This is a genomic window from Streptomyces sp. SudanB182_2057, from assembly GCF_964272715.1.
Taxonomy (GTDB): Bacteria; Actinomycetota; Actinomycetes; order Streptomycetales; family Streptomycetaceae; genus Streptomyces; species Streptomyces rubradiris.
On sequence record NZ_OZ186798.1, the window covers coordinates 674,059 to 696,928 of the forward strand.

22 protein-coding genes are annotated in these 22,870 nt (G+C 72.8%); 8 read left to right on the forward strand and 14 right to left on the reverse strand.

Going from position 1 to position 22,870, the window contains the following annotated elements; all coding sequences use genetic code 11:
• Positions 1–4 precede the first annotated feature (4 nt).
• Genes ACSURM_RS02675 through ACSURM_RS02695 form a run of 5 tightly spaced genes read right to left on the reverse strand, consistent with a single transcriptional unit; the run spans position 5 to position 3,243 of the window.
• Complete coding sequence (locus tag ACSURM_RS02675; RefSeq protein ID WP_436953084.1) at positions 5–832, reverse strand: SAM-dependent methyltransferase; 828 nt, start codon at positions 830–832, stop codon at positions 5–7.
• A 21-nt stretch (positions 833–853) separates the two neighbouring features.
• On the reverse strand, positions 854–1,093 hold the full coding sequence (locus tag ACSURM_RS02680; protein ID WP_359043700.1) for a phosphopantetheine-binding protein: 240 nt from the start codon (positions 1,091–1,093) through the stop codon (positions 854–856).
• Positions 1,094–1,110: 17 nt separating this feature from the next.
• Positions 1,111–1,527 (reverse strand): holo-ACP synthase, encoded by a 417-nt coding sequence (locus ACSURM_RS02685; RefSeq protein ID WP_436953086.1) that lies wholly within the window; start codon positions 1,525–1,527, stop codon positions 1,111–1,113.
• A gap of 1 nt (position 1,528) precedes the next feature.
• Positions 1,529–2,377: a hypothetical protein gene (locus ACSURM_RS02690; RefSeq protein WP_436953088.1), complete on the reverse strand. Its 849-nt coding sequence runs from the start codon at positions 2,375–2,377 to the stop codon at positions 1,529–1,531.
• A complete protein-coding gene (locus ACSURM_RS02695) occupies positions 2,377–3,243 on the reverse strand; it encodes a diiron oxygenase (RefSeq protein ID WP_436953090.1) in 867 nt (288 codons plus the stop codon). The genes ACSURM_RS02690 and ACSURM_RS02695 overlap by 1 nt, the downstream gene beginning before the upstream one ends.
• A gap of 329 nt (positions 3,244–3,572) precedes the next feature.
• Here ACSURM_RS02695 and ACSURM_RS02700 point away from each other — a divergent pair, with 329 nt between their 5' ends.
• Positions 3,573–4,214 (forward strand): hypothetical protein, encoded by a 642-nt coding sequence (locus ACSURM_RS02700; RefSeq protein WP_436953092.1) that lies wholly within the window; start codon positions 3,573–3,575, stop codon positions 4,212–4,214.
• A 10-nt stretch (positions 4,215–4,224) separates the two neighbouring features.
• Here the strand turns inward: ACSURM_RS02700 and ACSURM_RS02705 are convergent, their stop codons facing one another.
• The 3 genes from ACSURM_RS02705 to ACSURM_RS02715 form a co-directional block, all read right to left on the reverse strand.
• Positions 4,225–5,094 (reverse strand): MBL fold metallo-hydrolase, encoded by an 870-nt coding sequence (locus ACSURM_RS02705; RefSeq protein ID WP_436953094.1) that lies wholly within the window; start codon positions 5,092–5,094, stop codon positions 4,225–4,227.
• Positions 5,095–5,267: 173 nt separating this feature from the next.
• Positions 5,268–5,729 (reverse strand): AAA family ATPase, encoded by a 462-nt coding sequence (locus ACSURM_RS02710; protein ID WP_436953096.1) that lies wholly within the window; start codon positions 5,727–5,729, stop codon positions 5,268–5,270.
• Between the two features lie 52 nt (positions 5,730–5,781).
• Positions 5,782–6,510, reverse strand: a complete 729-nt coding sequence (locus tag ACSURM_RS02715; RefSeq protein ID WP_436953098.1) for an FAD binding domain-containing protein — start codon at positions 6,508–6,510, stop codon at positions 5,782–5,784.
• Positions 6,511–6,833: 323 nt separating this feature from the next.
• On the opposite strand from ACSURM_RS02715, the gene ACSURM_RS02720 reads away from it, so the two are divergent.
• Positions 6,834–7,253: a RidA family protein gene (locus tag ACSURM_RS02720; RefSeq protein WP_436953100.1), complete on the forward strand. Its 420-nt coding sequence runs from the start codon at positions 6,834–6,836 to the stop codon at positions 7,251–7,253.
• 377 nt (positions 7,254–7,630) lie between these two features.
• Here the strand turns inward: ACSURM_RS02720 and ACSURM_RS02725 are convergent, their stop codons facing one another.
• Entirely contained in the window at positions 7,631–9,814 is a 2,184-nt protein-coding gene (locus ACSURM_RS02725) for an MMPL family transporter (RefSeq protein ID WP_436953102.1), read from the reverse strand.
• A gap of 292 nt (positions 9,815–10,106) precedes the next feature.
• Here ACSURM_RS02725 and ACSURM_RS02730 point away from each other — a divergent pair, with 292 nt between their 5' ends.
• Complete coding sequence (locus tag ACSURM_RS02730) at positions 10,107–10,928, forward strand: DUF1684 domain-containing protein (RefSeq protein ID WP_436953104.1); 822 nt, start codon at positions 10,107–10,109, stop codon at positions 10,926–10,928.
• An 85-nt stretch (positions 10,929–11,013) separates the two neighbouring features.
• Positions 11,014–11,814: an alpha/beta fold hydrolase gene (locus ACSURM_RS02735; protein WP_436953106.1), complete on the forward strand. Its 801-nt coding sequence runs from the start codon at positions 11,014–11,016 to the stop codon at positions 11,812–11,814.
• 51 nt (positions 11,815–11,865) lie between these two features.
• Here the strand turns inward: ACSURM_RS02735 and ACSURM_RS02740 are convergent, their stop codons facing one another.
• On the reverse strand, positions 11,866–12,531 hold the full coding sequence (locus ACSURM_RS02740) for a ScbR family autoregulator-binding transcription factor (RefSeq protein WP_436953108.1): 666 nt from the start codon (positions 12,529–12,531) through the stop codon (positions 11,866–11,868).
• A gap of 147 nt (positions 12,532–12,678) precedes the next feature.
• Here ACSURM_RS02740 and ACSURM_RS02745 point away from each other — a divergent pair, with 147 nt between their 5' ends.
• Together ACSURM_RS02745 and ACSURM_RS02750 are read left to right on the forward strand one after the other, a co-directional pair.
• Positions 12,679–13,920, forward strand: a complete 1,242-nt coding sequence (locus ACSURM_RS02745; protein WP_436953110.1) for an MFS transporter — start codon at positions 12,679–12,681, stop codon at positions 13,918–13,920.
• A gap of 96 nt (positions 13,921–14,016) precedes the next feature.
• Positions 14,017–14,898 carry a DUF1206 domain-containing protein gene (locus tag ACSURM_RS02750; RefSeq protein ID WP_436953112.1) on the forward strand — a complete coding sequence of 294 codons (882 nt, stop codon included), beginning with the start codon at positions 14,017–14,019 and terminating at the stop codon, positions 14,896–14,898.
• On the opposite strand, the gene ACSURM_RS02755 is transcribed toward ACSURM_RS02750, so the two are convergent.
• Both ACSURM_RS02755 and ACSURM_RS02760 read right to left on the reverse strand, forming a co-directional pair.
• Positions 14,822–16,507 (reverse strand): LCP family protein, encoded by a 1,686-nt coding sequence (locus ACSURM_RS02755; RefSeq protein ID WP_436953114.1) that lies wholly within the window; start codon positions 16,505–16,507, stop codon positions 14,822–14,824. The genes ACSURM_RS02750 and ACSURM_RS02755 overlap by 77 nt on opposite strands.
• 179 nt (positions 16,508–16,686) lie before the next feature.
• Positions 16,687–17,619, reverse strand: a complete 933-nt coding sequence (locus ACSURM_RS02760; protein ID WP_436953115.1) for an urea transporter — start codon at positions 17,617–17,619, stop codon at positions 16,687–16,689.
• Positions 17,620–18,009: 390 nt separating this feature from the next.
• On the opposite strand from ACSURM_RS02760, the gene ACSURM_RS02765 reads away from it, so the two are divergent.
• Both ACSURM_RS02765 and ACSURM_RS02770 read left to right on the forward strand, forming a co-directional pair.
• Positions 18,010–18,366 (forward strand): STAS domain-containing protein, encoded by a 357-nt coding sequence (locus ACSURM_RS02765; protein ID WP_436960893.1) that lies wholly within the window; start codon positions 18,010–18,012, stop codon positions 18,364–18,366.
• 264 nt (positions 18,367–18,630) lie between these two features.
• Complete coding sequence (locus ACSURM_RS02770; RefSeq protein ID WP_436953117.1) at positions 18,631–19,107, forward strand: GreA/GreB family elongation factor; 477 nt, start codon at positions 18,631–18,633, stop codon at positions 19,105–19,107.
• Positions 19,108–19,121: 14 nt separating this feature from the next.
• Here the strand turns inward: ACSURM_RS02770 and ACSURM_RS02775 are convergent, their stop codons facing one another.
• On the reverse strand, positions 19,122–21,647 hold the full coding sequence (locus ACSURM_RS02775) for an ATP-dependent Clp protease ATP-binding subunit (protein WP_436953119.1): 2,526 nt from the start codon (positions 21,645–21,647) through the stop codon (positions 19,122–19,124).
• Between the two features lie 782 nt (positions 21,648–22,429).
• On the reverse strand, positions 22,430–22,801 hold the full coding sequence (locus ACSURM_RS02780) for an NUDIX hydrolase (protein WP_436953121.1): 372 nt from the start codon (positions 22,799–22,801) through the stop codon (positions 22,430–22,432).
• Between the last annotated feature and the right edge of the window lie 69 nt (positions 22,802–22,870).

Here is a 22,870-nt window from a genome sequence, read left to right on the forward strand (position 1 = left end):
CTCCTCAGCTGCCCGCGTACTCGGCCCGGACGAGCCAGCTGCGGGCCACGCCGCGGCGGTCGCGCGGCTGCACCTCGTACGGCCAGCGGCCCTCGCCGGCGCCGGGGTCGCCGGGCTCACGCAGATCCCGTACCTTCCAGCCCGAGGCGGCCAGGAAGTCCTCCGGTTCGTCGGTCCCGAACAACCACGGTGTGCCGTCCTCCTTCAGCCCCTTCAGGAACGACTGGGAGAACGGGCTGCGCAGCAGCGCCTTGCTGACGAAGTCCACGGCCAGCCAGCTGCCGGGGGCGGAGGCCGAGCCCAGGGTGCGCAGCAGGTGGACGACCTGTTCCTCGGTGAGGAAGAACATCAGTCCCTCGGCGATCCACAGCGTCGGCTTGGCCGGGTCGAAGCCGGCCTGCTTCAGCGCGGGCAGCCAGTCCCGGGCGAGGTCGGCCTTCACCTCCACGCGCTCGACGGCGGCCTCGGCGCCCAGCCGGGCGAGGCGGGCGCGCTTCTCCTCCATCAGGGCCTGGTGGTCGATCTCGTACACCGTCGTGCCCGCCGGCCACGTCAGGCGGAACGCCCGGGTGTCCATTCCGGCGGCCACGAGGACCACCTGCCTGATGCCGGCGTCCCGCAGCACGGTGTCGACGCTGTCGTCGAAGTACCTGGTGCGGATCGCGATGAACGGGATCAGGCCGCCACCGCCGTACTTGTCGAGCAGTTCGAAGCCGCGCGGCGCCGCGAGTGCGCGGGCGAACGGGTCCTCGAACATGGCGTCCCCGGTGCGCTCCGACTCCAGGGCGCGAGCGGCCGCCGTCCACTGGGCCGTATACGAAACAGCTTCCACGTCCCTTACCTCCGTAAGAAGTCAGACCGCCGCGAAAAATGCCTTCTCGATGGAGGAGAGGGTCTGGAAATCGCTGATGTCGATGTTGTCGAAGTCGATCTCGACGCCACTGGCGCCCTCGATGGCGTAGACGAGTTCGACGAAGGACAGCGAGTCGACCAGGCGGCTCTCGATGAGGTTCTCGTCCGGCGCGACGTCGTCCCGCTCCGGGTGCCGGCTCAGGATCCACGAACGTATTTCCTCGATGCCTGCGGAAGCCATTTCAACTCCTCAGTCGTTCAAGCCGATTCGAGTTGGTGTGCTTCCCTTTCCGTGGCCGTGTCGCAGAATGCGACCGCCACGGCGAAGGGATCGTCGTGCGCGATGCTCACTTCGATGTGCCCGACACGGGCGTCCCGTGCCAGTCGTGCGGCGCGGCCGCTCAGCCTCACCACGGGCCGCCCCCCGTGTTCCTTCAGGATTTCGATGCCGAGCCACGGCATGGGCTGCCCGGCCGCGTGGAACAGTTTGAAGACGGCCTCCTTGGCGGCCAGCCGTCCGGCGATTCCCGGAATGTCCGGCCCGGTCTCCGTGACGCAGAGCCCGAGTTCCTCCTCCGAGAGCATGCGGGGGAGGACGGGCTCCGCCTCCGGCGTCAGGAGCCGGCTCACCCGGGCGAAGGGGACCAGATCGATCCCGACTCGCCCCGGGAGCATGTCAGGAGACCCGATCGGTCGCCGCCCGGACGGCTTCCAGCGCCTTTCGCGCGTCGCCGTCGTGCTTGTCCAGCAGGACCGCCAGCCAGCGTTCGAGACCGAAGGCGACGCAGCTGGTGTAGGCGTGTTCGTCGCTGTCTCCGCGGCGGATGTTGCACCGTTCCCCGAAGAAGTTCCGGTGCGTGTTGACCGAGGCGATGGCCAGGTCGCCCGCCTGGAATTCGTACTTCACGGGGCTGAGCCTCGACAGCAGGGCGCGCGCCCCGTCGTTCTCGAAGAACGGGTCCGTCGCGGCCACCTTCTCCAGGCCGAGGGACAGGGCCCGGGAGAACTCCAGGATCCGTTCGGTGAACCGGGCGAGGGTGTCCTGGGTGTGCTCGTACGAGCCCAGCGCGACGATCTCGCGCATCTGGAAGCTCAGCAGCCGGCGCAGGCCGCCGTAGTGCTCCTCGTTGCGGAAGCACCGGTTGACCAGGGTGATCAGGGTCTCGTCGGGGACGCGGGCGTTCTCGTGGTAGAGGTAGGCCCCGTAGCAGGTGGCGTGCGGGAGCCCCAGGCGCGCCTCCAGCAGGCTCTCGGGGGCGAACCGGCCCTCCGAGGGCTTCGCGGAGCCCGTGTCGAGGTCGAGTCCGGTTCCCACCAGGGCGAGGTGGGGGAAGTTCGTGTAGACGTCGAACTTCTCCAGGTCCCCGACCGGGTAGACCGGCGGCGGGAGGATCTCGCGGGCGCCCTGCGCGCGTCCCCAGCCGGAGAAGACGGCGTCCAGTTCCCTCAGGAGGTCGGTCTCGTCCGGCGAGAGGATGACCAGCGCGTCGCCGGTGCCCAGGTCGAACCGCGTGGTGGCCGGCATCAGATGATTCCCGCCTTCTCCAGGAACTTGGTGGTCTTGCGGAAGACGTTCCGCTCGAACTCCGCCCGGGTCGGTGCCTGGAGCAGTTCCCGGCGGAGTTCCTGCGGCTTCTCCACGCCCGCGTCGCGGTAGACCTGCGGGTTGAAGAGCGACTCGAAGCTGTACGTCATGTACCGCTTGATGTAGGCCGCCACGTCGGCCAGTTCCTGCTCGGTCGAGTTCTTCTTCACCTCGGTGAAGAGGGCCGAGACCAGTTCGCGGCCGAAGGCGATGTGCCGGGACTCGTCCTGGTGGTGGATCCGGTTGATGGCCCGGATCGTCTCGTGCAGGCGGGTGTCCTGGGCCATCTTGGAGTTGAAGTGGTCGACCAGCTCCTCGAAGATGAGGATGCGGGCGAACACCAGCAGGCTCTCCACGTCCGAGCGGGGGATCTCGACGCTCGCGCCGACGGGCTGGCGGTAGATCTTCTTGCCGTAGCGCAGGCAGAACTCGGCGAAGAACCACATGTGCTCGTTCTCCTCACCGATGAAGTGGTGGAAGAACTCGGACGGGGTCTCGAACCCCGAGGTGTGGATCCTCTTGGTCACTTCGATGAGAAGTTCCCGGATTCCGTGGACGTTGAGGCTGTAGAAGTTGATGCTTTCGTAGCGGGACAGCGCGTAGAGCTGTTCCTGCGTCAGCTTTTCGGCGGCGGCCGTTCCGTGCGTGGTGGTGAGCTCGGGGCTCATCCACCACATGTTCTCGGGAAGTTCGTCCGGCCACTCGAACAGTTTGTACGGATTGTAGTAATCCTCGACCGACTTCGAGCTCAGCCGCTCCAGAATATCCAGGAAACGGTCATTCTGATCTATCAGAACGCTGACCACGCCGCTTGTCCTCCGAGTCCGTCCGAAGCAAGTGCCCGCTGACAGGAGACTTCTTGGCATGAACCGAATTTCCGGTGCCGCCCAAGACCATATGTACGATGCATGGCCCGTGCAATGACCGAAAGCGGACTGTCCTCTACCGGTCAGCAGGACCCTGCCCGACACCGCGGCGTAACCGCGGCCTTACCTCCGGCGGCGACGCAACGGCACGCCCGCACCTCAGAAACGGACAGACCGACCCGAACTCCGCGGGCCCAGCCGACCAGGGCGTGCGGCAGGCGGGGCACGGCAGGATGGGAGTCCGACAGAGGCCAGGCACAGGAGTGAGGATGGGGACGCGACCACAGACCAAGGTCTACGGCGAGGCCGTCGAGGACTTCTGCCGGATCTGCGGGTTCGACGAGGACCGGTTCTGGGAGGACGGCTGGCCCACGGCCGCCATCTGCGACAGTTGCGGGAACGAATCAGGTATCGCCGACTTCGGTGCGGAGCCGGGCTCGTGGACAGGGGTCAGAGGACTCCATGACTCGCGCGGCCTATGGCTCGGAACCGGCGCCCAGTGGTACGCGCCATGGAGCAGGCCCCGGGACTGGGACCTGCTCGGGCAAGTCGGGAACATCCCTCCCAAGTGGCGCACGCCGGCGCCGCCGCCCATCGACCGTGCGCAGCGGTTCGGCAGCAGGCCGGACCACGTTTCACTGGGCACCGAGACCGTGTGCCGGATCTGCGGGTTCGAAGGGCTGACCTTCTGGAGCGACGGCGAGCCGACCGAGGCCGTCTGTCCTTGCTGCGGCACCGAGTCGGGGATCGGCGACCTCGGCACGCCCGGAGATCACCTGAGGCTTCGGTGGATCCGGACCCTGCGCGGCTACTGGGTGGGCATCGGAGCACCGTGGACCGTGCCCGAGGCGAGGCCGGCGCAGTGGGACGTCCTGGAGCAGCTGAACGCTCTTCCGGCCGAATGGCGCTGACCGGCACCGCTCACCAGCGCAGCGCCCCGAAGTCGACCGGGCGGGGCCGCAGCCTGCGGGTGCGGGTCGTCAGGGCACGCAGGCGGTGGGACATCTCGTCGGCCGGCAGGCGGCGGCGGTCTCCGTGGCCCGGCAGGACCCATTCGAACCGCAGCCGAGGCGCCGTCCGGGCCAGGGACGCGGCCAGTTCCTCGATGGAGTACCAGGTCACGCTGTCGGCGACCTCCAGGTCCCCGGTGGTCCTCGACCAGTAGAAGCTGTCGCCGCTGAAGCAGTACCGGTCGTCGGCGAGATAGAGGACGCTGCCCCGCGTGTGTCCGGGCAGGGGGTGGACGGTGACGCCTTCGGCGATCTCCCGTGGTTCCAGTCCGCGGATCACCTGGTCCGCGTCCGGCGCCGCGTCCAGGTCGCCTTCGTGGATCCACAGCCGGGCGCCGAAGTGGTCGGCGTAGCGGCGGCCGTGCGCGGCGTGGTCGCGATGGGTGAGCAGCACGTCGGTGACGGGGCCGCCGGCCGTCCAGCGTTCGGCGAGCGCACGGCTCCAGCGCGGGGTGTCGATCATCATCCGGGTGCCGGACGGCCGGAGCAGCAGGTACGAGTTGGCGCCGGCGGTGTGGGTCGAGTTGTGGCCGCAGATCAGCACGCCGTCGTCCAGGGCCAGCGGGAACGGGTCCAGCGACGGGTCCACGCGGCCGGTCGCCGGCCGGATCGAGCGGGTGTGGCAGGCGAAGACCGCCGCGTGCAGGCGCCGGTTCTCCGCCTCGTCGGCGGGCGCGCGCAGGATCCGGGACCTCCCGTCGGCCTCGTCGATCAGCTCGGGCGCGAACTGCCGGGCCACATCGCAGTTCGTGCAGCGGTCGTCCACATACCATCCGTCCACGGCTGGGCTCCTTCCTCGCGGGGCGGCCTCCGCCCGAGGCCGGCCCCTTCCGGTTCCAGGAGTACCCGTCGGCCGCCGGAACCGGAAGCCCGTGCCGATCTTGTGCTTTCCGGGCCCGGGCGCTCTGGGCGGCCGGGCCCGGCACGGCCGGGGCGGATGATCTCCCGGCCGGCTCAGGGACGTACTCCGAAGCCGCCCCGGCCGTCGAACCGCACCTCGTACACCGCGTCGAACCCGTCCGCCACCGAGGGTCTGCGCAGCCGCTTGAGGGTGGCCAGGACGCCGACGTCGGGGACCCGGCCGCGGCCCTCGCGGACGGCGTTGCGGCGCAGGGAGCCGGGCACGTCGGGCGGGAACCAGTAGGCCGTGACGGTGGCCCCGTGCGCCCGGGCCGCCGCCACGAGCGGTGCCCACTCCCGCGGCGACGGGTTGGTGTTGTCCACGGCCACGGACCGGCCCGCCGCCAGGTGCTCGGTGACCAGCCGCATCTGCCGGGCCTGCTTGTTCCTCGCCCCGCGCGGGAACAGGTCCTTGCCGACCAGCTCGTACCGGCCGGACAGGCACCGCGCGTAGAACGTGGACTTCCCGGAGGCCTGGAGTCCGACCAGTACCGCCAGGTCCGCCTGTGCCGCCATACCGCCACTGTGGCACGCCGACGGCCGGCGCCGGGCCTCCCGGAGGTGGCCCTCAGTTCTGCCCGCTGTCCTCCAGCAGGCCGGTGACCTGCGGGCGGACTGTCTCCCAGGCGGTGGCCGGCAGGTCGCCGAGGGCCGTGTCACGCAGGGCGCCGAGGGCGTCCCCGGCGCCGGTGCCGGTGTCGCACCGGGTGGTGCCGGTGAGCACGTCGTAGCCGTCCCGTACGGCGACGCGCAGGCGGCGCCGCTCACCGTCCTCGGCGTACAGGGCCGAGGCCACGACGAGGGGCGGCTCCCCGCCCGGCTCGGCGGGCAGCTTGCGGTAGGCCGAGGCGAGGGGCGTGCGCCAGCGCAGACCGAGCAGTACGGGACGTTTGGCGACCACCTCGGCCAGGTCCGCCTCGCGCACCCCGTCGGGTTCCAGGACCGTGGCCCGGGCGTCCAGGGCGAGGGCGGGCGGCAGCAGACAGCGCAGCGTGCTGCCGACGATGTTGCCGCCGACCGTGGCGGTCCGCCGCACGGCGCCGGTGCCGATGGTGGCGGCGGCCAGCCGCAGGACGTCCGGCACGGTCGCGTCGATCCGGTGCAGCAGCACGGCGCCGCCCAGGGTCTCCGGCCCGACGACGTTCGCCTCCGGCACCTGCCGCAGCGACACCGCGGTCTCGGGGAATCCGTCGCGCTGCCAGGTCGCCCAGACGAGCGTCGCCCCGCCGATCGGCACGGCCCCGTCGGCGAGGCACTGCTGGGCTTCCGGTACGGACGTGGGCAGACGCAACAGCACAGCGGCCGACCTGCCTTTCTGGGCTCTGGACGCGGGGTGTCGGCGGGCTCGGGGCACCGGGCGGACGGCCGGCGGCCACCCGCCCGCCGACGCGCAGTCTTCTCGCGCGACGGGGGGCGCGTACAGGGCTCACGCGAGCATGCGGCGCGCGCTCACGCCGCGCCGGCCGGCCACCGGAACGGAGGGGGCACGCACCCCTCGGGCAAGCGGAATGGGCGGTGCCCGGCGGGTGTTGGAGAGGCGGGAGGCGGCTGTCGCCCTCGTACCGCATGCGGCGTACCCCGTTCCGGGGCGGCCGTGCCCGACGGAAGGAAGCACCATCCATGGCCCGCGACGTGCGCACGATCACCAACCCGGCCACCCTGCACGACCCGACCGCGTTCGGCTACAGCCACGCCGTCTCGGCGCCCGGCGCGCTCGTCTTCATCGCGGGCCAGTACGCCTCCGACGCCACCGGCGCCCCGGTGCCCGGTGACTTCGCCGCGCAGGTCGAGCTGGCCTTCGACCGGTTGCGGCTGGCCCTGGAGGCGGAGGGGCTCGGGTACGAACACGTCGTCCGGCTCGGCACGTTCGTCGTCGACCACGACGCCGCGAAGCTGGAGGTCCTCGGCAAGGCCCTGCTCGCGCGCTTCGGGGACCGGCTGCCGGCCCAGACGCTGAGCGGCGTGGCGTCCCTCGCACTGCCCGGCATGCTGTTCGAGGTCGACGCGATCGCCGTCCGCCCGGCCGCGCCGGAGGCGTGACGGGCACCCGCCCGCGTCACTCCGTCCCGCTCGCGCCGTAGGCCCCGAGCGCCGGTCCCGCACCGGCCGACGCCGGGTGGCGGCCTACGGTACGACGCGTGGCCGACGGCTACCCCGCGAACGGCGTCCGGCACCGATGCGTACGAGGCCACCCGGGTCCGGGCCCCTTCGTACGGGACGTCAGGGCACGGCCCACCGGAACCGTCGCGGCCCACCGGGACCGTCGTACCCCGGCAAGCACCCCCGGCCGGGAAGCGCAACCACCGGGAAGCGCGACCGCCGGGAAACGGCTGCCGGCAATCGGCCGGGAAGCGGCATGAAAAAGCCCTGCCGGGCCAAGTGGCCCGGCAGGACTCGTCTCTCCGTCGTGGTTGCCGCTAGCCGCGGCGGCCCGCCGGATCGTGGGCGGTGGTGTCCCGGTCCTCGTCGTGCCGGACCGTACCGGAACCGGCGGCCCCGGCGCCCGGCGTCTCGGCCCGGTCCCCGTGGCCCGGCCACCAGGCGGCGTGGCCGATCAGGGCCGTGAGGCTCGGGGTGAAGAACATCGCCATGACGAACGCGGCCACCACGATGCCGAAGGAGACCGCGAAGCCCATCTCCGACAGCAGCGAGTTGCCCGCCAGCATCATCGTGGCGAAGGTCGCCGCCAGGATGAAGCCCGCCGCGGCCACGGTCGGCCCGGCGTGCCGCAGGGCCATGCCGGCCGCCTCGCGCGGTTCCCGGCCCTCGCGGGCCTCCTCACGCAGCCGGGCGATCATGAGGATGTTGTAGTCGGTGCCGATCGCGACCACGAAGAGATACATGATCACCGGCAGCATGAACATCAGACCCGAGTGGCCCTGCCAGTCCTGGAAGATCCACACGGTGGCGCCGAGGGTGGCGCCGAAGCCGAGGCCCACGGACGCGATCAGGTACCAGGGTGCGACCACACTGCGCAGCAGCAGCCCCAGGATGATCATGATGAGGATCGCGGCGACCGGGAAGACCGTCCGGTAGTCGTGGTTGACCGCCTCGTCGATGTCCTTGTAGATCGAGGACATGCCGCCGACGAACGCCTCGGTGCCGTCGGGCGCCTCCGAGTGCGCGACGTCGCGGACCCGGCCGACGGCGTCGATCGCCTTGTCCGTCGACGCCTCGTACTTCAGTGTGACGGTGAAGTCGGCGGTGGTGCCTTCCTTGTTGAGCTGGGTCATGCGGGCGCTCGCGACGCCGTCCACCTCACCCAGCTTGCGCGCGTACTCCTTGAACCGGGACCCGTCCAGCTGCTTGCCGTCGGTGCTGGACAGATAGACGTCGGTGGGGGCCGCCGCACCCGCCGAGTACGCCTTCTGCATCTCGTCCTGGACGACCATGGACTCCTTGGTCTTGGGCATGGAGCCCGAGGCCAGGTCGAAGGTGGCCTTGTAGCCGAGGGAGCCGAGGGACAGCACCAGCAGGACCAGGCCGGAGACGATGGCGGTCAGCGCCGGGCGGCGCTGGACACCGCGGCCGAGGGCGGCGAAGCGGGCGTTCTGCGGCTCCTTCTGCCAGGACTTCGACGGCCAGAAGACCTTCGGCCCGATCAGCGAGACCACGGCGGGGATCAGGGTCAGGCCGGCGACCAGGGTGGCGCCGACCGCGATGGCGAGCGCCGGGCCCATCTGCTTCAGGAAGCCCAGCGTGGACAGCACCAGGGCGAGGAAGGCGATGATGACCGCTCCGGCCGCCGAGGCGATGGCCTCGCCGACCCGGTCCACCGCGTTGATCATGGCCTGCTTGGGTTCGTCCCCGGCGCGCAGACTCTCGCGGTAGCGGAATATCAGGAACAGGAAGTAGTCGGTGCCGACACCGAAGAGTACGACGATGAGGATCGAGGAGATCGAGCTGTTGGCCTCGAGGCCGAACAGCTTGGTGGCGTAGGCGATCAGGCCGTTGGCGACGGCGGACACCAGACCGATCAGCACCAGGGGCAGTACGGCGAGGATCGGTGCCCGGAAGATGATCAGCAGGGTCACCAGGATGATGACGAAGGTGCCGATACCGATCAGCGCCTCGCCGCGCTTGGACGAGTCCTGCTGGTCGAGTGCCTGCGCCGCAGAACCGCCGAGCTTGACGTCGAGTTGTGTGCCCTTGGCCAGTTCCTTGGCCTGTTCACGCAACTCCTTCGCCGCGTCCGCCTGTTTGGGCTGACCGGCGTTCTTGCTGTCCATCTGCACCAGGGTCATGGAGTACTTGCCGTCCTTGGACGGCGGGCCGGGGACGACCTTCTGCACCTGGTCGATGTGCTTCTTGCCCAGCTCGGTGGTGATCCGGGCGACATCCTTCTGGTCGGCGGCGGTGAGCTTGCCGCCGTCGGTGCGCTGGTAGAGCGCGATCGCGGACGGGGTGAAGGCGCTGGGGAACGCCTTCTGCTGGAGATCCGCCGCTTTGATGGACTCGTAACTACTGGGTAGGAAACTGCTCTCGTCACTGTTCGAGGGCAGGCTCGGGGCGGTGGCGACTATCGCCACCGCGGCTATCAGCCACGCCACGATCGTCCAAATGGGATGACGGACGACGGCGTTGCCTATTCGTCGGAACATGCGGAGGGTCCTCCTGGGCAGGAAGATCACCGCAGCCCGGGGAGCGGACCCTGGCATCGGCGACCCCGACCGGCACGCATGGAACGGGCCGGTCGCATGGTTGTCTTGGCATCACATCCTAGTGACAGGCTCCCCATGTCCCCTCATCGGCAGGCCCTGTCGCGCGGCAGAACGGTCGAATCACCGGTATATGCCCCTGACATGCGGTGCCGTGGCCGGGATGAACCGCCGGGGCGCGGTCGTTGAAGCGGACGCGGGACTCGACCGGCAACACCGACCTGAGGGAGTGGACATGACCGTCCAGGACATCGACCGGTTGGCCTTCGTCAAGGAGTGGGAGGAGTGGCACCGGGCCAAGGAGGAGACGCTGGCCGGACCGCACGGCTTCCTCGCCATCACCGGTCTGCACTGGCTGGGTCCGGAACCTGCCCGGTTCGAGGACGCCCCCGGCGCGTGGTCGGCGACCGCGGACGGGGTGGTGGTCGAACTGGCCGAGGGCGAGGAGCTGACCGTGAACGGCACGGTGGTGCGCGGCCGGTACGCGTTCGGGACCGTCCCGGAGCGGGAGAGCCGGTACGCCGAATGGGGCGAGGCCCGGCTCGAGGTCGCCCGGCGCGGCGGCCACGACATCCTGCGGCCCCGCCACCCCGGCAATCCGCTGCGCGTCGCGTTCCGCCACACCCCCGTCTACGCCCCGGACCCGCGCTGGGTCGTCACCGGCCGTTTCCTGCCCTACGACGAGCCGCGGCCGGTCACCGTCGGCGCCGCCGTCGAGGGCCTGGAGCACGTCTACGACTCCCCCGGCGAGGTCGAGTTCGAGCTGGGCGGCGCGCGGCACCGGCTCACCGCGTTCGACGGCCGCGGCCCCGGCGGTCTCATGGCGCTGTTCACGGACGCCACCTCGGGCGTGACGACGTACGCGGCGAACCGCTCGCTCTACATCGACGCGCCCGGCCCCGACGGCACGGTCACGCTCGACTTCAACCGCGCCGGGAACCTGCCGTGCGCCTACACCGACCTGGCGACCTGCCCGCTCCCGCCCGCCGAGAACCGGCTGCCGGTGGCGGTGGAGGCCGGCGAGCGCATCCCCCTGGAACGCGGCGGACAGCCGTGAGCCGTGCGGCGTCCGGTGAGGGACCGGGTGGGGCATGGGGTCGCCCGGCCGGGACCGGCGAACGGCGGTGGTGAGGGGGCCGGTTGTGGAGTGGGCGGAGCGGGTGGTGGTGCGGGGCGGGGTCCGGCTGGTCTGCCGTGACGGGGGTGGTCCGGGGCCCGCCGTGGTGCTGTTGCACGGGCTGGCCGGCCACTCCGGTGAGTGGGACGCCCTGGCGGAGAGGCTCTCGGGGCGTCACCGGGTGGTCGCGGTCGACCAGCGCGGGCACGGCGCGAGCGAGCGGCACCCCGGTGATGTCTCGCGCGCGGCCTTCGTGGCGGATGTGGTGGCGGTCGCCGCGCGGCTGGGGCTGGAGCGGCCCGTGCTGGTGGGGCAGTCGCTGGGCGGTCACACGGCACTGCTGACCGCCGCCGCCCACCCCGCGCTGGTCCGCGCGCTCGTCCTGGTCGAGGCGGCGCCCCGCGCCCCCGATCCCCGCGCTCCGGTGACCGTCGGCGGGTGGCTGGACTCGTGGCCGGTGCCGTTCCCCTCCCGCGCGGCGGCGGTCTCCTTCTTCGGCGGCGGCCCGGTGGGCGAGGGCTGGGCGGCGGGGCTGGAGCGTCACGAGGACGGCTGGCGCCCGCGGTTCGACCGGGACGTGATGGTCGCCGCGCTGGCGGAGACCGCCCGGCGTTCCTCCCTGCCCGCGTGGCGGCGGGTCGGCTGTCCCGCCCTGGCCGTGTTCGCCCGGTCGAGCCTGATCCCCGGGCCGGACATCGACGCGATGCTCGCGGGGCGGCCGCCGGCCGTGGCGGTGAGCGTCCCCGGCACCGGGCACGATCTGCACATGGAACGGCCCGATGTCCTGCACGAGTTGGTGGAGGGATTTCTCGCCGCATCCGTCTGACGGATGCGCCGCGCCGGGGCCCGGAGCGAACGGGCGGGACGCACCGCCGGGTCAGCCGGCGGCGACGCCCGACAGGTCGCCGGTCCGCTGCCGGGCCTCGGCGATCACCCGGGTGCCGCGGTCCGGCGCGGTGTCCAGCCGGGTGAGGACGGGCGGGGCCGCGATCGCGGCGAGGAGGTGGCTGTACAGAGCCGCCGTGCGGTCGTCCAGGTCCGACCAGCCGGCCTGGGTCTGCGAGACGAACTGCGCGCCCACCCAGGCGCCGAGGAACACCTGGGCCGTCTCCTCGGGCACCACGTGCGGCAGTACCTCGCCCCGTTTCTTGGCCTCGGTGAGCGCGTGCGAGGTCAGTCGTGCCCAGGCCGGCCAGGCGCTGCCGAGCACGTCACGGCCGGGGTGGTCGGCGGAGATCCGGACGCCGGCGAGCAGGAAGGGTTCCCGGGGCAGCCGCCGGGCCAAGGTCATGCCCGCGTCCACCCACTCCTGTAACTTCAGCTCGCGGGGCAGGTGGTACTGGGGCGTCAGCTGCTCCTGTAACACCCCCTGGGCGAGGGCCGCCTTGGAGTCGAAGTGGAAGTACAGGGCACCCTTGGTGACACCGGCCCGCTTGAGGATCTCGGAGATGGTGGCGGCCGCGTATCCGCGCTCGGCGAAGACCGCTGCCGCGGCCCGCAGCACGGCACGCCGGGTCCGAACAGCCCGGTCCTGCTGAGCCACACATCCTCCCCGGCCGGAAACCAAACCAAACAGTACGTACTGTACCGCACGGTGGGTCAACGTCCGGGCGGCCGAAGGCCGTTGGGGACGCCCGGCGGCAGGTGAATTCGGTTGCGGCGGGGCGGGCCGGCCGGGTGGGGTACTGCCATGGACGGTGCCACGCGAGAGGTGCGACGGGCCGCGGCGCGGGAGGTCGCGGCGCGGCCGGCCGCCTGGCGCCGGGCGGCCGTGCTCGCGGCCCTGATGCTGGCCGCCTTCACCCTCAACACGGTGGAGAGCCTGCCGGTCGGCCTGCTGGAACCCGTCGCCGCGAGCCTGCGGGTGTCCGTACCGGTGGCCGGTCTCCTGGTCACCGTGTACGGCCTGACGGTGGCCGTGGCCTCCGTGCCGCTCGCCCATGTCCTGCGGGCGGTGCCCCGGCGCCATGTGCTCGCCGGGCTGCTGGCCGCGCTGGTGGTCTCCAGCGTGGTGTCGGCGCTGGCCGGCTCCTACGGCGTCCTGCTCGCCGCGCGGCTGCCGGCCGCCCTCGCGCAGGCACTGTTCTGGGCCGTGACGGGGCCCGTGGCGGTGGGCCTGTTCCCGGCGGAGGTGCGCGGGCGGGTGGTCGGGGCGCTGTCCGTGGCCGGCTCGCTCGCCCTGGTGCTCGGCGTTCCGGCCGCGACCTGGCTGGGCCGGCTGAGCGACTGGCGGCTGCCGTTCGCGCTGCCGGCCGTGCCGGGGCTGGTCTGCCTGGTGACGATCGCCGCCCTGCTGCCGACCTCCCGCCCGGACGAGGAGCCCGCCGCGTACGCGGCCGGGCCCGACCCCCGCCGGTTCAAGGCCGTGCTGGCGGCGGGGTTCCTCTCCGCCACCGGCGCGTTCGCGGGATACACGTACATCGTGGCCTTCCTGGACCGGGTGAGCGGTTTCGCCCCGGCTACGGTCGGTGTGCTGCTCTCGGTCTTCGGTGCCGCGTGCCTGGCCGGGGTGAGCGGCACCGCCGTGGTCCTGGACCGCTTCCCGCGCCCGGCGCTCACCGGCGCCGTGACCGTGCAGGCGGTGGGCATGCTCGGCCTGTGGGCGGCCGGTGACCGGCCCGCGGCGGCGGTGCTGTTCCTGGTGCTGACCGGCGGGGCGCTCGGTCCGGTGTTCATGGCCGCGCAGAACGCGATGCTGCACTGCGCCCCGGGCCGTACGGACCTCGCGCTCGCGGCGAACTCCGGCTGCTACAACGCCGGGATCGCGGCGGGCGCCGCGCTGGGAGCGCTGATCCTGCCGCACGCCGGCCCTCGGGGCGTCTTCCTCGCCGGGGGGCTGCTGACCGCGGGTGCCGGTGTGGTGCTGTTGGGCTCGGACCTGCCGGGCCGGCGACGGCGTCCCGCCGGGCGGGCCGGCGCCGGGCCGCGCTGAGCGGCCCGGCCGGGCAGGTGTCGGGGCGGGACGCGGGGGCACCGGCGGTGTATGGACGTACTACGCTCTTCGGCCCGGGCCGCGGACAGCAGACCCATGGCCGTGGCGGCCCGGGCCGGCTTCGCGGCCCGTGGCCTGCTCTACGTACTGGTCGCGGTGATCGCGCTGCGGATCGCCCTGGGGGGTGCCGGCGGTGAGCGGCAGGCCGACCGGGGCGGCGCGCTCGGTGAGCTGGCCGGGCGGCCGTTCGGGGTGGCACTGCTGTGGATCGTGGGCATCGCACTGGCCGGGCTGGCCCTGTGGCAGCTGTCGGAGGCGGTGTTCGGCGCGTCGGGCCCCGACGGGGCCAAGGTCTCCCGGCGGGCGGCGGCCCTGTTCCGCTGCCTGTTCTACGGTTTCGTCTCCTACTCGGTGCTCGCCTACGCGGCCGGGGACCGGGGCAGCGGCAGCGGCTCGTCCGACCGGCAGACCGACGATGTGACCGCCCGGGTGCTGGAGTGGCCCGGCGGGCAGTGGATCCTCGGCCTGGCCGGGATCGGCGTGGTGGTCGCCGGGGGGTGGATCTCGGTGCGGGCCGTGCGCCGGAAGTTCCTGAAGGACCTGCGGGCCGGGGCGCTGTCCGGGCGGGCCCGGCCGGTGGTCGAGGCCCTGGGGGTGATCGGGGGCGCGGCCCGCGGGGTGGTGTTCGCGGCGGCCGGCGTGTTCGCCGTCGTCGCGGCCGCGCGGCATCAGCCGGGGCAGGCCAAGGGCATCGACGACACGCTGCGCGCGTTCCGGGACCTGCCGGCCGGGCCGTGGCTGCTCGCGCTGGTAGCGCTGGGTCTTGCCGCGTTCGGCCTCTTCTGCTGGTGCGAGGCCCGCTGGCGCCGGGTCGGGCACGGCGGCCGCCCCGCCGACCGGGTCAGTCGTCGGAGTCGGGCCTGGCACTGGCCGTGGCGTACGCCTGGGACGGGGTCATGGCGACGCCGTCGAGCGTGACCGTCTTGTAGGGGCTCACCTTGGCGCAGGTCTTGCCCTGGTCGGCGGTGGAGGCGTGGGCGCCGCCCACGGCGTCCCCAGTGCCGGCGGGAGCCGGGGAGGCGGTGGCCGTGCCCGGGTAGCGGTTCCCGCTGGGCCAGTCGCCGCCGACGACCAGGGTCAGGCCGGTTCCGCCGCCCTGCTTCAGGCGGGTGGACGGCAGGCCGAGCGCGCGGGCGACGGTCCGGGCGGCGGCCTCTCGGCCGGGGCCGTAGGCGAGGGTGGTGGTGGTCGCGGGGCCGGGCGCGTTGGCGGTGGTCGCGGAGCGGAAGCCCTGGCCGGTGAGGGCGTCGGCGAGGGCCCGGGCGCGGCCGGTGATGCCGGTGCCGTTCCGTACGGTCACCGCGATCCGCGCGGCGGGCTCGGTGCTCGCGGCGGTCCGCTCGGGGGTCCTGGGTTTCGCGGCGGAGCCGGTGGTCAGCGGCCGGTCGCCGGCGATGGCGGCGAAGAGGGAAGCGGCCCCGGGACCGGCGACCACCCGGTCGGGGTCGGCCGGGTCGGGGGCGGTCTGCATGGTCGCGAAGGTGATCCGCCGGGCGGGCACCTTGTTCACGTCGGCCGCGAGCCCGATCAGCTTCTGGACGCTGCCCAGGCCGTCGTCCACGGTCAGCGCCTTGGTGGCGGCGTCGGCGAGCCGGTAGACCGCGGTGGGGTCGGTGAGCGTGCCCGCGCTCTTGAACTGCCGGATCATCGCGCTGAGGAAGATGTGCTGGGAGACGGTGCGGCCGAGGTCGCTGCCGTCGCCGAAGCCGTGCCGGGAGCGCACGAACTCCAGGGCGGCGACTCCCTTGAGGGTGTGGGTGCCCCGGGACAGCTTCAGCTGGGAGTAGGTGTCGTAGACGTCGTCGCTGACGCACACGGGGACGCCGCCGATGGCGTCGGACATCTTGACCACGCCGGAGAAGTCGAGCTTGACGAAGTGGTCGACGGGGATGCCGGTGAGCCGGTGGACGGTGGCCACCTGGCAGGCGGGCCCGTACCGCAGGGCGCTGTTGACCTGGCCGTAGTAGCCGGTCGTGGACCGGCCGGTCGCGCCGTCCCGGCAGGCCGGCACCCGGGTCATGGTGTCGCGGGGGATGCTCAGCACGGTGGCGTCGGAGCGGTCGGCGGAGATGTGCAGCACCATCTGCACGTCGGCGTTGGCGCCGGTCTGCACCCCGGTTCGCGAGCAGCCGCCGCCGAGCCGGCAGTCCGTGGTGCTGGTCCGCCCGTCGGAGCCCATGACGAGGATGTTGAGGGGGGTGCGGCCGAAGGCGTCGGCCTTCTCGGTGCCGCCCTTGCCGTCCAGCGAGACGCTGTGCAGGTTGCCGTCCAGATGGCGGTAGAACAGCCGGCCCGCGCCGGCGGTGATCACGACGACGAGGGACAGGGTGATCGCTGCGGTCCGCAGCAGCCGCCTGCCGCGTCCGGCCGTCCGCGCCGCGCGGGGCCGCCCGCCGGCGGGTGCGCCCACGGGGCCCCGGCCGTCCGGGGAACCCGTCCGGTCCGGCCCGGCCGTGCGCGGGCGGGGCACCCGGGCGTCCCGGCCGCGGGTGCCCCGGCCGGCCGGTCCGTCCCACGGGTCGGTCATCTTCCACTCCCCCGAACGGTCGGGTCTGCGCGATCTTGATTGCGTGGTTGCGCAATGTAGCAAACCCACGTCCGGGGCGGTGCGGGCCGTACGCGGCGCACCGCTCGGGCGGCACACCCCGGCGCCTGCTCCCACCGGGCTGCGGGGAGTCCACGGGGACTGGCCGGGCGCCCGGCGGTCTACACGGCTCGCGCCGTCGCGCCGGGCAGCCGCGAGCGTACCTCGTCCGGGGCGGGGGGCCGGCCGGTCAGCCGGGGGAAGGAGCGGGCGGCGGCCAGGAAGCAGAGGGTCGTCAGCACGAACGGCCAGGTGAACGCCCGGCCTCCGGAGGGGGCGAGCAGATGGGCGACGGCCGGGGTCACGGCGGTCGCCGTCGCGGCGCCGAGCAGCGCGTACAGCAGGGTGGCCGGGGTCGCCGCGAGGAACACGCCGCACAGGGCGACGGCGACGAGCACCGCGTTGCAGCCCATCGTGCCGTCGGCGATGCCCGCCGCGGGCGCGCCGAGCGCCCACGCGGTCAGGATGCCCGTGACACTGCCGGCGCAGGCCAGCAGGCCCACCATCCGGTCGGCCAGGAACAGTCCTACGAGGAGCAGCGCCCCGGCGTACCACTGGTCCAGGAAGAAGACCTGGGAGATGTCGCGGAAGAAGGCCCGCCACAGGTCTGCCCAGTGGAGCCCGGTCGGGCCGGTGGCCGGGCCGGGCAGGGCGGCGAGGCCGGCGCCGTGCGGCCGGACGCGCTGGAAGGCGGGCGCGGCGATGGTGACCGCGCTCGCCAGCAGGCAGTACGGCAGGGTGAGCGGCGGCAGTCGCCACGCGTCCAGCAGCCGGACCACGGCGGCGGTGGCGACCGCGGTCACCACGCAGGCCGCGGCGGCGAGCAGCGCCGTGGCCGGCCGGCCCGCGCCCAGGAACACCGCGCACCACAGGGCGACGAGGCAGGAGTTGTATCCCTCCAGCCCCTGCTCCACCCGGTCCCGGGCGACGTGCAGCAGCCGTGCCGTGCCGGTGCCCAGGGCGGCGCCGCCGAGGGCGTAGCCGCCGTAGCGCCAGTCGACCGTGGCCAGGGCGAGGCAGAAGACGGCGCCGGTCCGCGCGTCGGCGAGGAACATCACCTGGGCCGGACCGCGCGGCAGCCATCGTCCGAAGCCCTCGCCCCGCCTCCGACGCCCCCACCGGACACCGTCCGACCGCCGCACGTTCCGCCCCCTCACCGACGCTCCCAAAATTCCGTAGTTCGGTATGCATCTTCCGACATACGGTATCGACTTGTCGAGATGTCCTACCGGGGCGGAACCGATGCGCTGATACGCGCCGGAGCGCGGCACGATCGGGCGGCATCTTCCGCGCGATCCGGGGCAGCCGCCCGCTGAGGAATGCGCGGGGCACGGCCCGGAAAGGCCGGTAGGAAAGGCCGGCGGCGGACCCCGGCGGGGTCTGCCCGGGCCCGGGCCCCGGATCGGCGAGCGGAGACGAGGAAACGCGTGGCGGACACGGCGGAGATGAACGAACAGGCGGGACCGGAGCGGCTGTCCGTCTTCCGGTCCACCGTCGACGGGGTCACCGTCGTCACGGTGACCGGCGAGATCGACCACCACACCTCGGGGGTGCTCCGGGACGCCCTCACCCCGGCGGGCCTCGCACCGGGGGCCCGGACGGTCGCGGATCTCAGCGGTGTGCCGTTCATGGACTCCAGCGGCATCAACGTCCTCATCGCCGGGCACCAGGCCCATCAGCCGACGGGCTGGCTACGGCTGGCGGGCGTCCGCGGGTCCGTGCTGCGCACCCTGGAGATCGTCGGCCTCACCCCGCTGATCGCCTGCTACCCGAGCGTCCGTGACGCCCTGGAGGAGGGCTGAGGGGCCGCCGGGGGCGTCAGGACTGCGGGCGCCGCCCGTGGTTGGCGGGGTGGTTGCGGCGCGACTTCTTCTTGCGGCGTCGCTTCGAGGACATGAGGCACCTCCCTCCGCGCCGTCCAGGGGCCTGCGTCGGCCCGGGGACCGGAACAGCAGCACACTATCCCGGTATGTCCCTTCGTACACCCTGCGCGTTATTGCTCCGCTTATGATGCGGAATGCCGGACTATTCCTTCCGGTTACCCGTCCCGCAGAGGAGCAGACGTCATGACCGGTGATCCGGAGCCGATCGGCGCACAGGCCCGCCGTGCGCTGGAGCAGGAGCTGGCCGACCTGCGGGACGAACGCCGGCTGGTCGCCGGAACGCTCCGGGAGCCCTCCGCGTCGGCCGGCGACCAGGCCGACCAGGCCGACCAGTTGCGGCGTGCCGACCAACTGGGGCGCCTGGACCGCCGTATCGAGGACATCACCGAGCGGCTGCGCGAGGCCGCGTCGGCCGGTCCCGCCCCGACCGACGTGGTGGGCGTGGGCAGCACGGTGACCGTCCGCTTCCCGGACGGCGAGACGGAGACGCTGCGGATCGGCGAGGTGGCCGAGGCGCTGGACCAGACGCTGGTGACCGTCGACAGCCCGCTCGGCCGGGCCCTGCTCGGCCGCCGGCCCGGGGACACCGTGCGCTACGACACCCCGGACGGGCCGGCGACGGCGGTCCTGGTCTCGATCGGCGAGCCCGCGCCCTCCTGACGGGCCCCCGGCCGTCACCCGGCCGGTGCGGGGGCGGAGCCGGCGGGTGCCTGGGGGGTGCCGCGGCGCACCGAGCAGTGCAGCGAGTCGTCCCGCACGTCGGCGACGATGGTGTCCCCGGGTTCGGCCTCGCCGCCGAGCAGGAGGGTGGCGATGCGGTTGTCCAGCTCGGCCTGGATGGTGCGGCGCAGCGGGCGGGCCCCGAACTCCGGCTGGTGGCCGTGGGCGATGAGCAGTTTCTTGGCGCTCTCGGTGACCTCCAGGTCCAGGCCCTGGGCGCGCACCTTGTGCTTGCTCTGGTCGAGCAGATGGTCCACGATCCGGCCCAGGTCGTCCTCGGTGAGGCCGTGGAAGATGATGATGTCGTCGATCCGGTTGAGGAACTCCGGCAGGAACCGGACGCGCAGGTCGTCCATCAACTCGTCCCTGAGGTCGGACACATCGCCCTTGTGCTCCAGGATGCGGTGCGCGCCGATGTTGGACGTCATGATGACGACGCAGTGCCGGAAGTCGACGGTGCGGCCCTGGGCGTCGGTCAGCCGCCCGTCGTCCAGGATCTGCAGCAGGGTGTTGAAGATGTCGGGGTGGGCCTTCTCCACCTCGTCGAAGAGGACCACGCTGTAGGGCTGGCGGCGGATCTTCTCGGTGAGCTGGCCCGCCTCCTCGTAGCCGACGTACCCGGGGGGCGCGCCGACCAGCCGGGCGACGGTGTGCTTCTCCTGGAACTCGCTCATGTCGAAACGGATCATGCGGTCGGCGTTGCCGAACAGCAGGGTGGCGAGGGTCTTGGCGAGTTCGGTCTTGCCGACACCGGTCGGGCCGAGGAAGAGGAACGAACCCACGGGGCGGTTCGGGTCGCCCATCCCGGCGCGGTTGCGGCGTACGGCCTGGGAGACGGCGGTGACGGCCTCGTCCTGGCCGACGATCCGCTCGTGCATCTCCTCTTCGAGCCGCAGCAGTCTCTCCTTCTCCCCGGCGGTGAGCTGGGAGACCGGGATGCCGGTGCGGCGGGAGACGACGTCGGCGATGTCGGAGGCCGTGACGGAGACGACGCCCTCGCGGCGCTCCTCGATGCCGGCGAGTTCGCCCTCCACCTCGGCGATCTGCCGCTTGATCTCCGACGCCTTCTCGAAGTCCTCGGCGGAGACGGCCTGGTCGAGTTCCCGGCGCAGCTTGGCGATGTGGTCCTCGCGGCTGACGATCTCGGTGGAGCGCCCGGTGCCGCGCAGCCGTACCCGGGCGCCGGCCTGGTCCATCACGTCGATGGCCTTGTCGGGCAGGAAGCGGTCGCTGACGTACCGGTCGGAGAGTTCGGCCGCGGCGGTCAGCGCGCCGTCCTCGAAACGGACTTGGTGGTGCGCCTCGTAGGCGTCGCGCAGTCCTTCGAGGATCTGCACCGTCTCCTCGACGGTGGGTTCGGGGACCAGCACCGGCTGGAAGCGGCGTTCCAGTGCGGCGTCCTTCTCGATGTACCTGCGGTACTCGTCGATGGTCGTGGCGCCCACGACGTGCAGTTCACCCCGGGCGAGGGCGGGCTTGAGCATGTTGCCCGCGTCCATGGCGCCCTCGCCGGTGGCCCCGGCGCCGACCACCGTGTGCAGTTCGTCGATGAACAGGATGATGTCGCCGCCGGCCGCCTGGACGTCCTCGATGACCTTCTTCAACCGCTCCTCGAACTGCCCCCGGTACTGGGCACCCGCGACCATGCCCGACAGGTCCAGTACGACGACCCGCTTGTCCTTCAGGGTGTCCGGGACCTCGCCTGCGACGATGCGCTGGGCGAGCCCCTCCACGATCGCGGTCTTGCCGACGCCCGGCTCGCCGATCAGCACGGGGTTGTTCTTGGAGCGCCGCGAGAGGATCTCCACCGTCTGCTCGATCTCCTCGGCCCGCCCGACGACCGGGTCCAGCTTGCCGGCCTTGGCCTCCTCGGTCAGGTCGCGGCCGAACTCGTCCAGGGTGGTGGCCGGCCGGCCGCGCTCGGCGGCGCCCGCCTCGGGGCGCGGTGCCGTCTGTTCGGTGAGGCCGGCCAGCCGCCCCTGATCCAGGCCCTCCGCCCGCAGCAGCCGGGCGGCACCGGTGTCGCTGTCGCCGATCAGGGCGCCGAGGATGTGCTCGGGGCCGATGTAGGACACGCCGACGGCCTGCGACCGGGCGTAGGCGGCGCGCAGCGTGCGCTTGGCCGCGGGCGTCAGGCCCGGTTGCGCGGAGGGCGTGCCGGACTCGCGGGGCAGCACCTTGGCCAGCTCGGCGGCGAGCGCGTCGGGCTCCACGCCCGCCTGGGAGAGCAGCCGGCGCGACGGTTCGACCCGGGTGGCCGCCCACAGCAGGTGTTCGGTGTCCAGGTCGGGGGTGCCGTCGTCGGCGGCCCGCTGCGCGGCCAGGTTGAGCAGTTCCTGCGCGGACTCGGTGAGCAGCCGCCCGATCGGTACGCGCTGCACCGCCGGGGGCGATGACGCCGGCGACATACCGAAGAACCGGTTCAGCAGCTCGCTGAAGGGGTCCGACGAACCGAACGGTGCACCGAACGACATCGACATGACAGCTCCTGGCGCGCGTGGGGGGCCGGCCCGTCCGCGGCGCATCTCCGCGAGCGGCGTCCGCGAGGGAATCCGCGCTGTCGGCAACGCGAGGGACCCACGAGGGGTCCCTACATCACTGAAACCCCGGCCGGACGGCACCGCAAGCGGAGGGAGGGGGTGCAGCGGTCGGGCATGACCGCAAGGCGTTCCCGCCCGCCGCCGGACGACGGGCACGGCCGTGCCGTCACCGGCCGGTCTGCCGGGCGGCCGTGCCGTCGCGCGCCTGCCGGGGGCGGGGAGGTGTCACCGCCGGGGTGGTTGTCACCGCCGGGATAGTCATGGCCGCCGGGCGCTCGTGACCGCCGGTGGGCTCGGCCGCTGGAAGCGCCCGTGACCGCAGGGGCGGCCCGGCCGCCGGGGACGGCCCGACGGCCCGGACGGGCGTGGTCGGAGAGCCATGGGGCCGTCGTCGAAGGGACGTTGGGCCGCAGGGTCGGAGGGCCCCGCGCTCGTGACTGCCGGGGGGGGGCGGCTGCCGGTGCCTCGTGGCAGCGGGGGCGGACCGGCCGCCAGGGACGATTCCGACGAGCCCGGCCACCACGGCCTGAGAGCCAGGCACCCGCGGCCGGAGGGACGTGAGCCCGGGGCGCGGAGCCCCCCCACTCATGACTGCCGGGGCCGACTGCCGGGGCACCCGTGACCACGGGAGTGCACCGGCCGCCGGAGACGATTCCGACGAGCCCGGCCGCCGCGGCCCAGGGGCCATGCACCCGCGGCCGAAGGGACGTTGGGCCGGGGATTCAGATGGGGGGTGTGTGGCCCTGGAGGTAGTGGCGTACGGGGGGTGGCAGGGGTATGCCGGTGGTCTCCTCCGCCGATGACCAGCGCAGGTGGTCCGGGGTGAGCCGGCCGCCGTCGGACGGCGACTCGGTCAGCAGCCGGCACAGGACGGCCGTCCCGCCGTCGGCATCCCCCGGTTCCAGCGCCTCGGTGCCGTCGACCAGGTAGCCGGTGAGCTCGTAGACGGCCCGTGCGGCGGTGGCCTGAGGTGTCTCAGCCGGCTGCGGGGTGCCCGAGGGCAGCCCCCAGCCGCCTCTCTCCGCGACCAGCAGCAGCCGCCCGTCGTGCACGACGACCGCCCGCACCACACCCTCGGCCCGCTCCGCTGTCATCGGTCCACCGCCCCTCCCCAGGCACCTAGACCTTGTCGCCTACCCGGGTACAAGCGGGTGATGCCCACC

Coding starts and splice junctions, on each gene's coding strand:
- ACSURM_RS02770 (WP_436953117.1), top strand. CDS start 18,631: ATGACCGGTGATCCGGAGCCGATCGGCGCACAGGCCCGCCGTGCGCTG.
- ACSURM_RS02765 (WP_436960893.1), top strand. CDS start 18,010: ATGAACGAACAGGCGGGACCGGAGCGGCTGTCCGTCTTCCGGTCCACC.
- ACSURM_RS02780 (WP_436953121.1), bottom strand. CDS start 22,801: ATGACAGCGGAGCGGGCCGAGGGTGTGGTGCGGGCGGTCGTCGTGCAC.
- ACSURM_RS02745 (WP_436953110.1), top strand. CDS start 12,679: ATGGACGGTGCCACGCGAGAGGTGCGACGGGCCGCGGCGCGGGAGGTC.
- ACSURM_RS02685 (WP_436953086.1), bottom strand. CDS start 1,527: ATGCTCCCGGGGCGAGTCGGGATCGATCTGGTCCCCTTCGCCCGGGTG.
- ACSURM_RS02725 (WP_436953102.1), bottom strand. CDS start 9,814: ATGTTCCGACGAATAGGCAACGCCGTCGTCCGTCATCCCATTTGGACG.
- ACSURM_RS02680 (WP_359043700.1), bottom strand. CDS start 1,093: ATGGCTTCCGCAGGCATCGAGGAAATACGTTCGTGGATCCTGAGCCGG.
- ACSURM_RS02690 (WP_436953088.1), bottom strand. CDS start 2,377: ATGCCGGCCACCACGCGGTTCGACCTGGGCACCGGCGACGCGCTGGTC.
- ACSURM_RS02730 (WP_436953104.1), top strand. CDS start 10,107: ATGACCGTCCAGGACATCGACCGGTTGGCCTTCGTCAAGGAGTGGGAG.
- ACSURM_RS02700 (WP_436953092.1), top strand. CDS start 3,573: ATGGGGACGCGACCACAGACCAAGGTCTACGGCGAGGCCGTCGAGGAC.
- ACSURM_RS02720 (WP_436953100.1), top strand. CDS start 6,834: ATGGCCCGCGACGTGCGCACGATCACCAACCCGGCCACCCTGCACGAC.
- ACSURM_RS02775 (WP_436953119.1), bottom strand. CDS start 21,647: ATGTCGATGTCGTTCGGTGCACCGTTCGGTTCGTCGGACCCCTTCAGC.
- ACSURM_RS02755 (WP_436953114.1), bottom strand. CDS start 16,507: ATGACCGACCCGTGGGACGGACCGGCCGGCCGGGGCACCCGCGGCCGG.
- ACSURM_RS02760 (WP_436953115.1), bottom strand. CDS start 17,619: ATGTTCCTCGCCGACGCGCGGACCGGCGCCGTCTTCTGCCTCGCCCTG.
- ACSURM_RS02750 (WP_436953112.1), top strand. CDS start 14,017: ATGGCCGTGGCGGCCCGGGCCGGCTTCGCGGCCCGTGGCCTGCTCTAC.
- ACSURM_RS02710 (WP_436953096.1), bottom strand. CDS start 5,729: ATGGCGGCACAGGCGGACCTGGCGGTACTGGTCGGACTCCAGGCCTCC.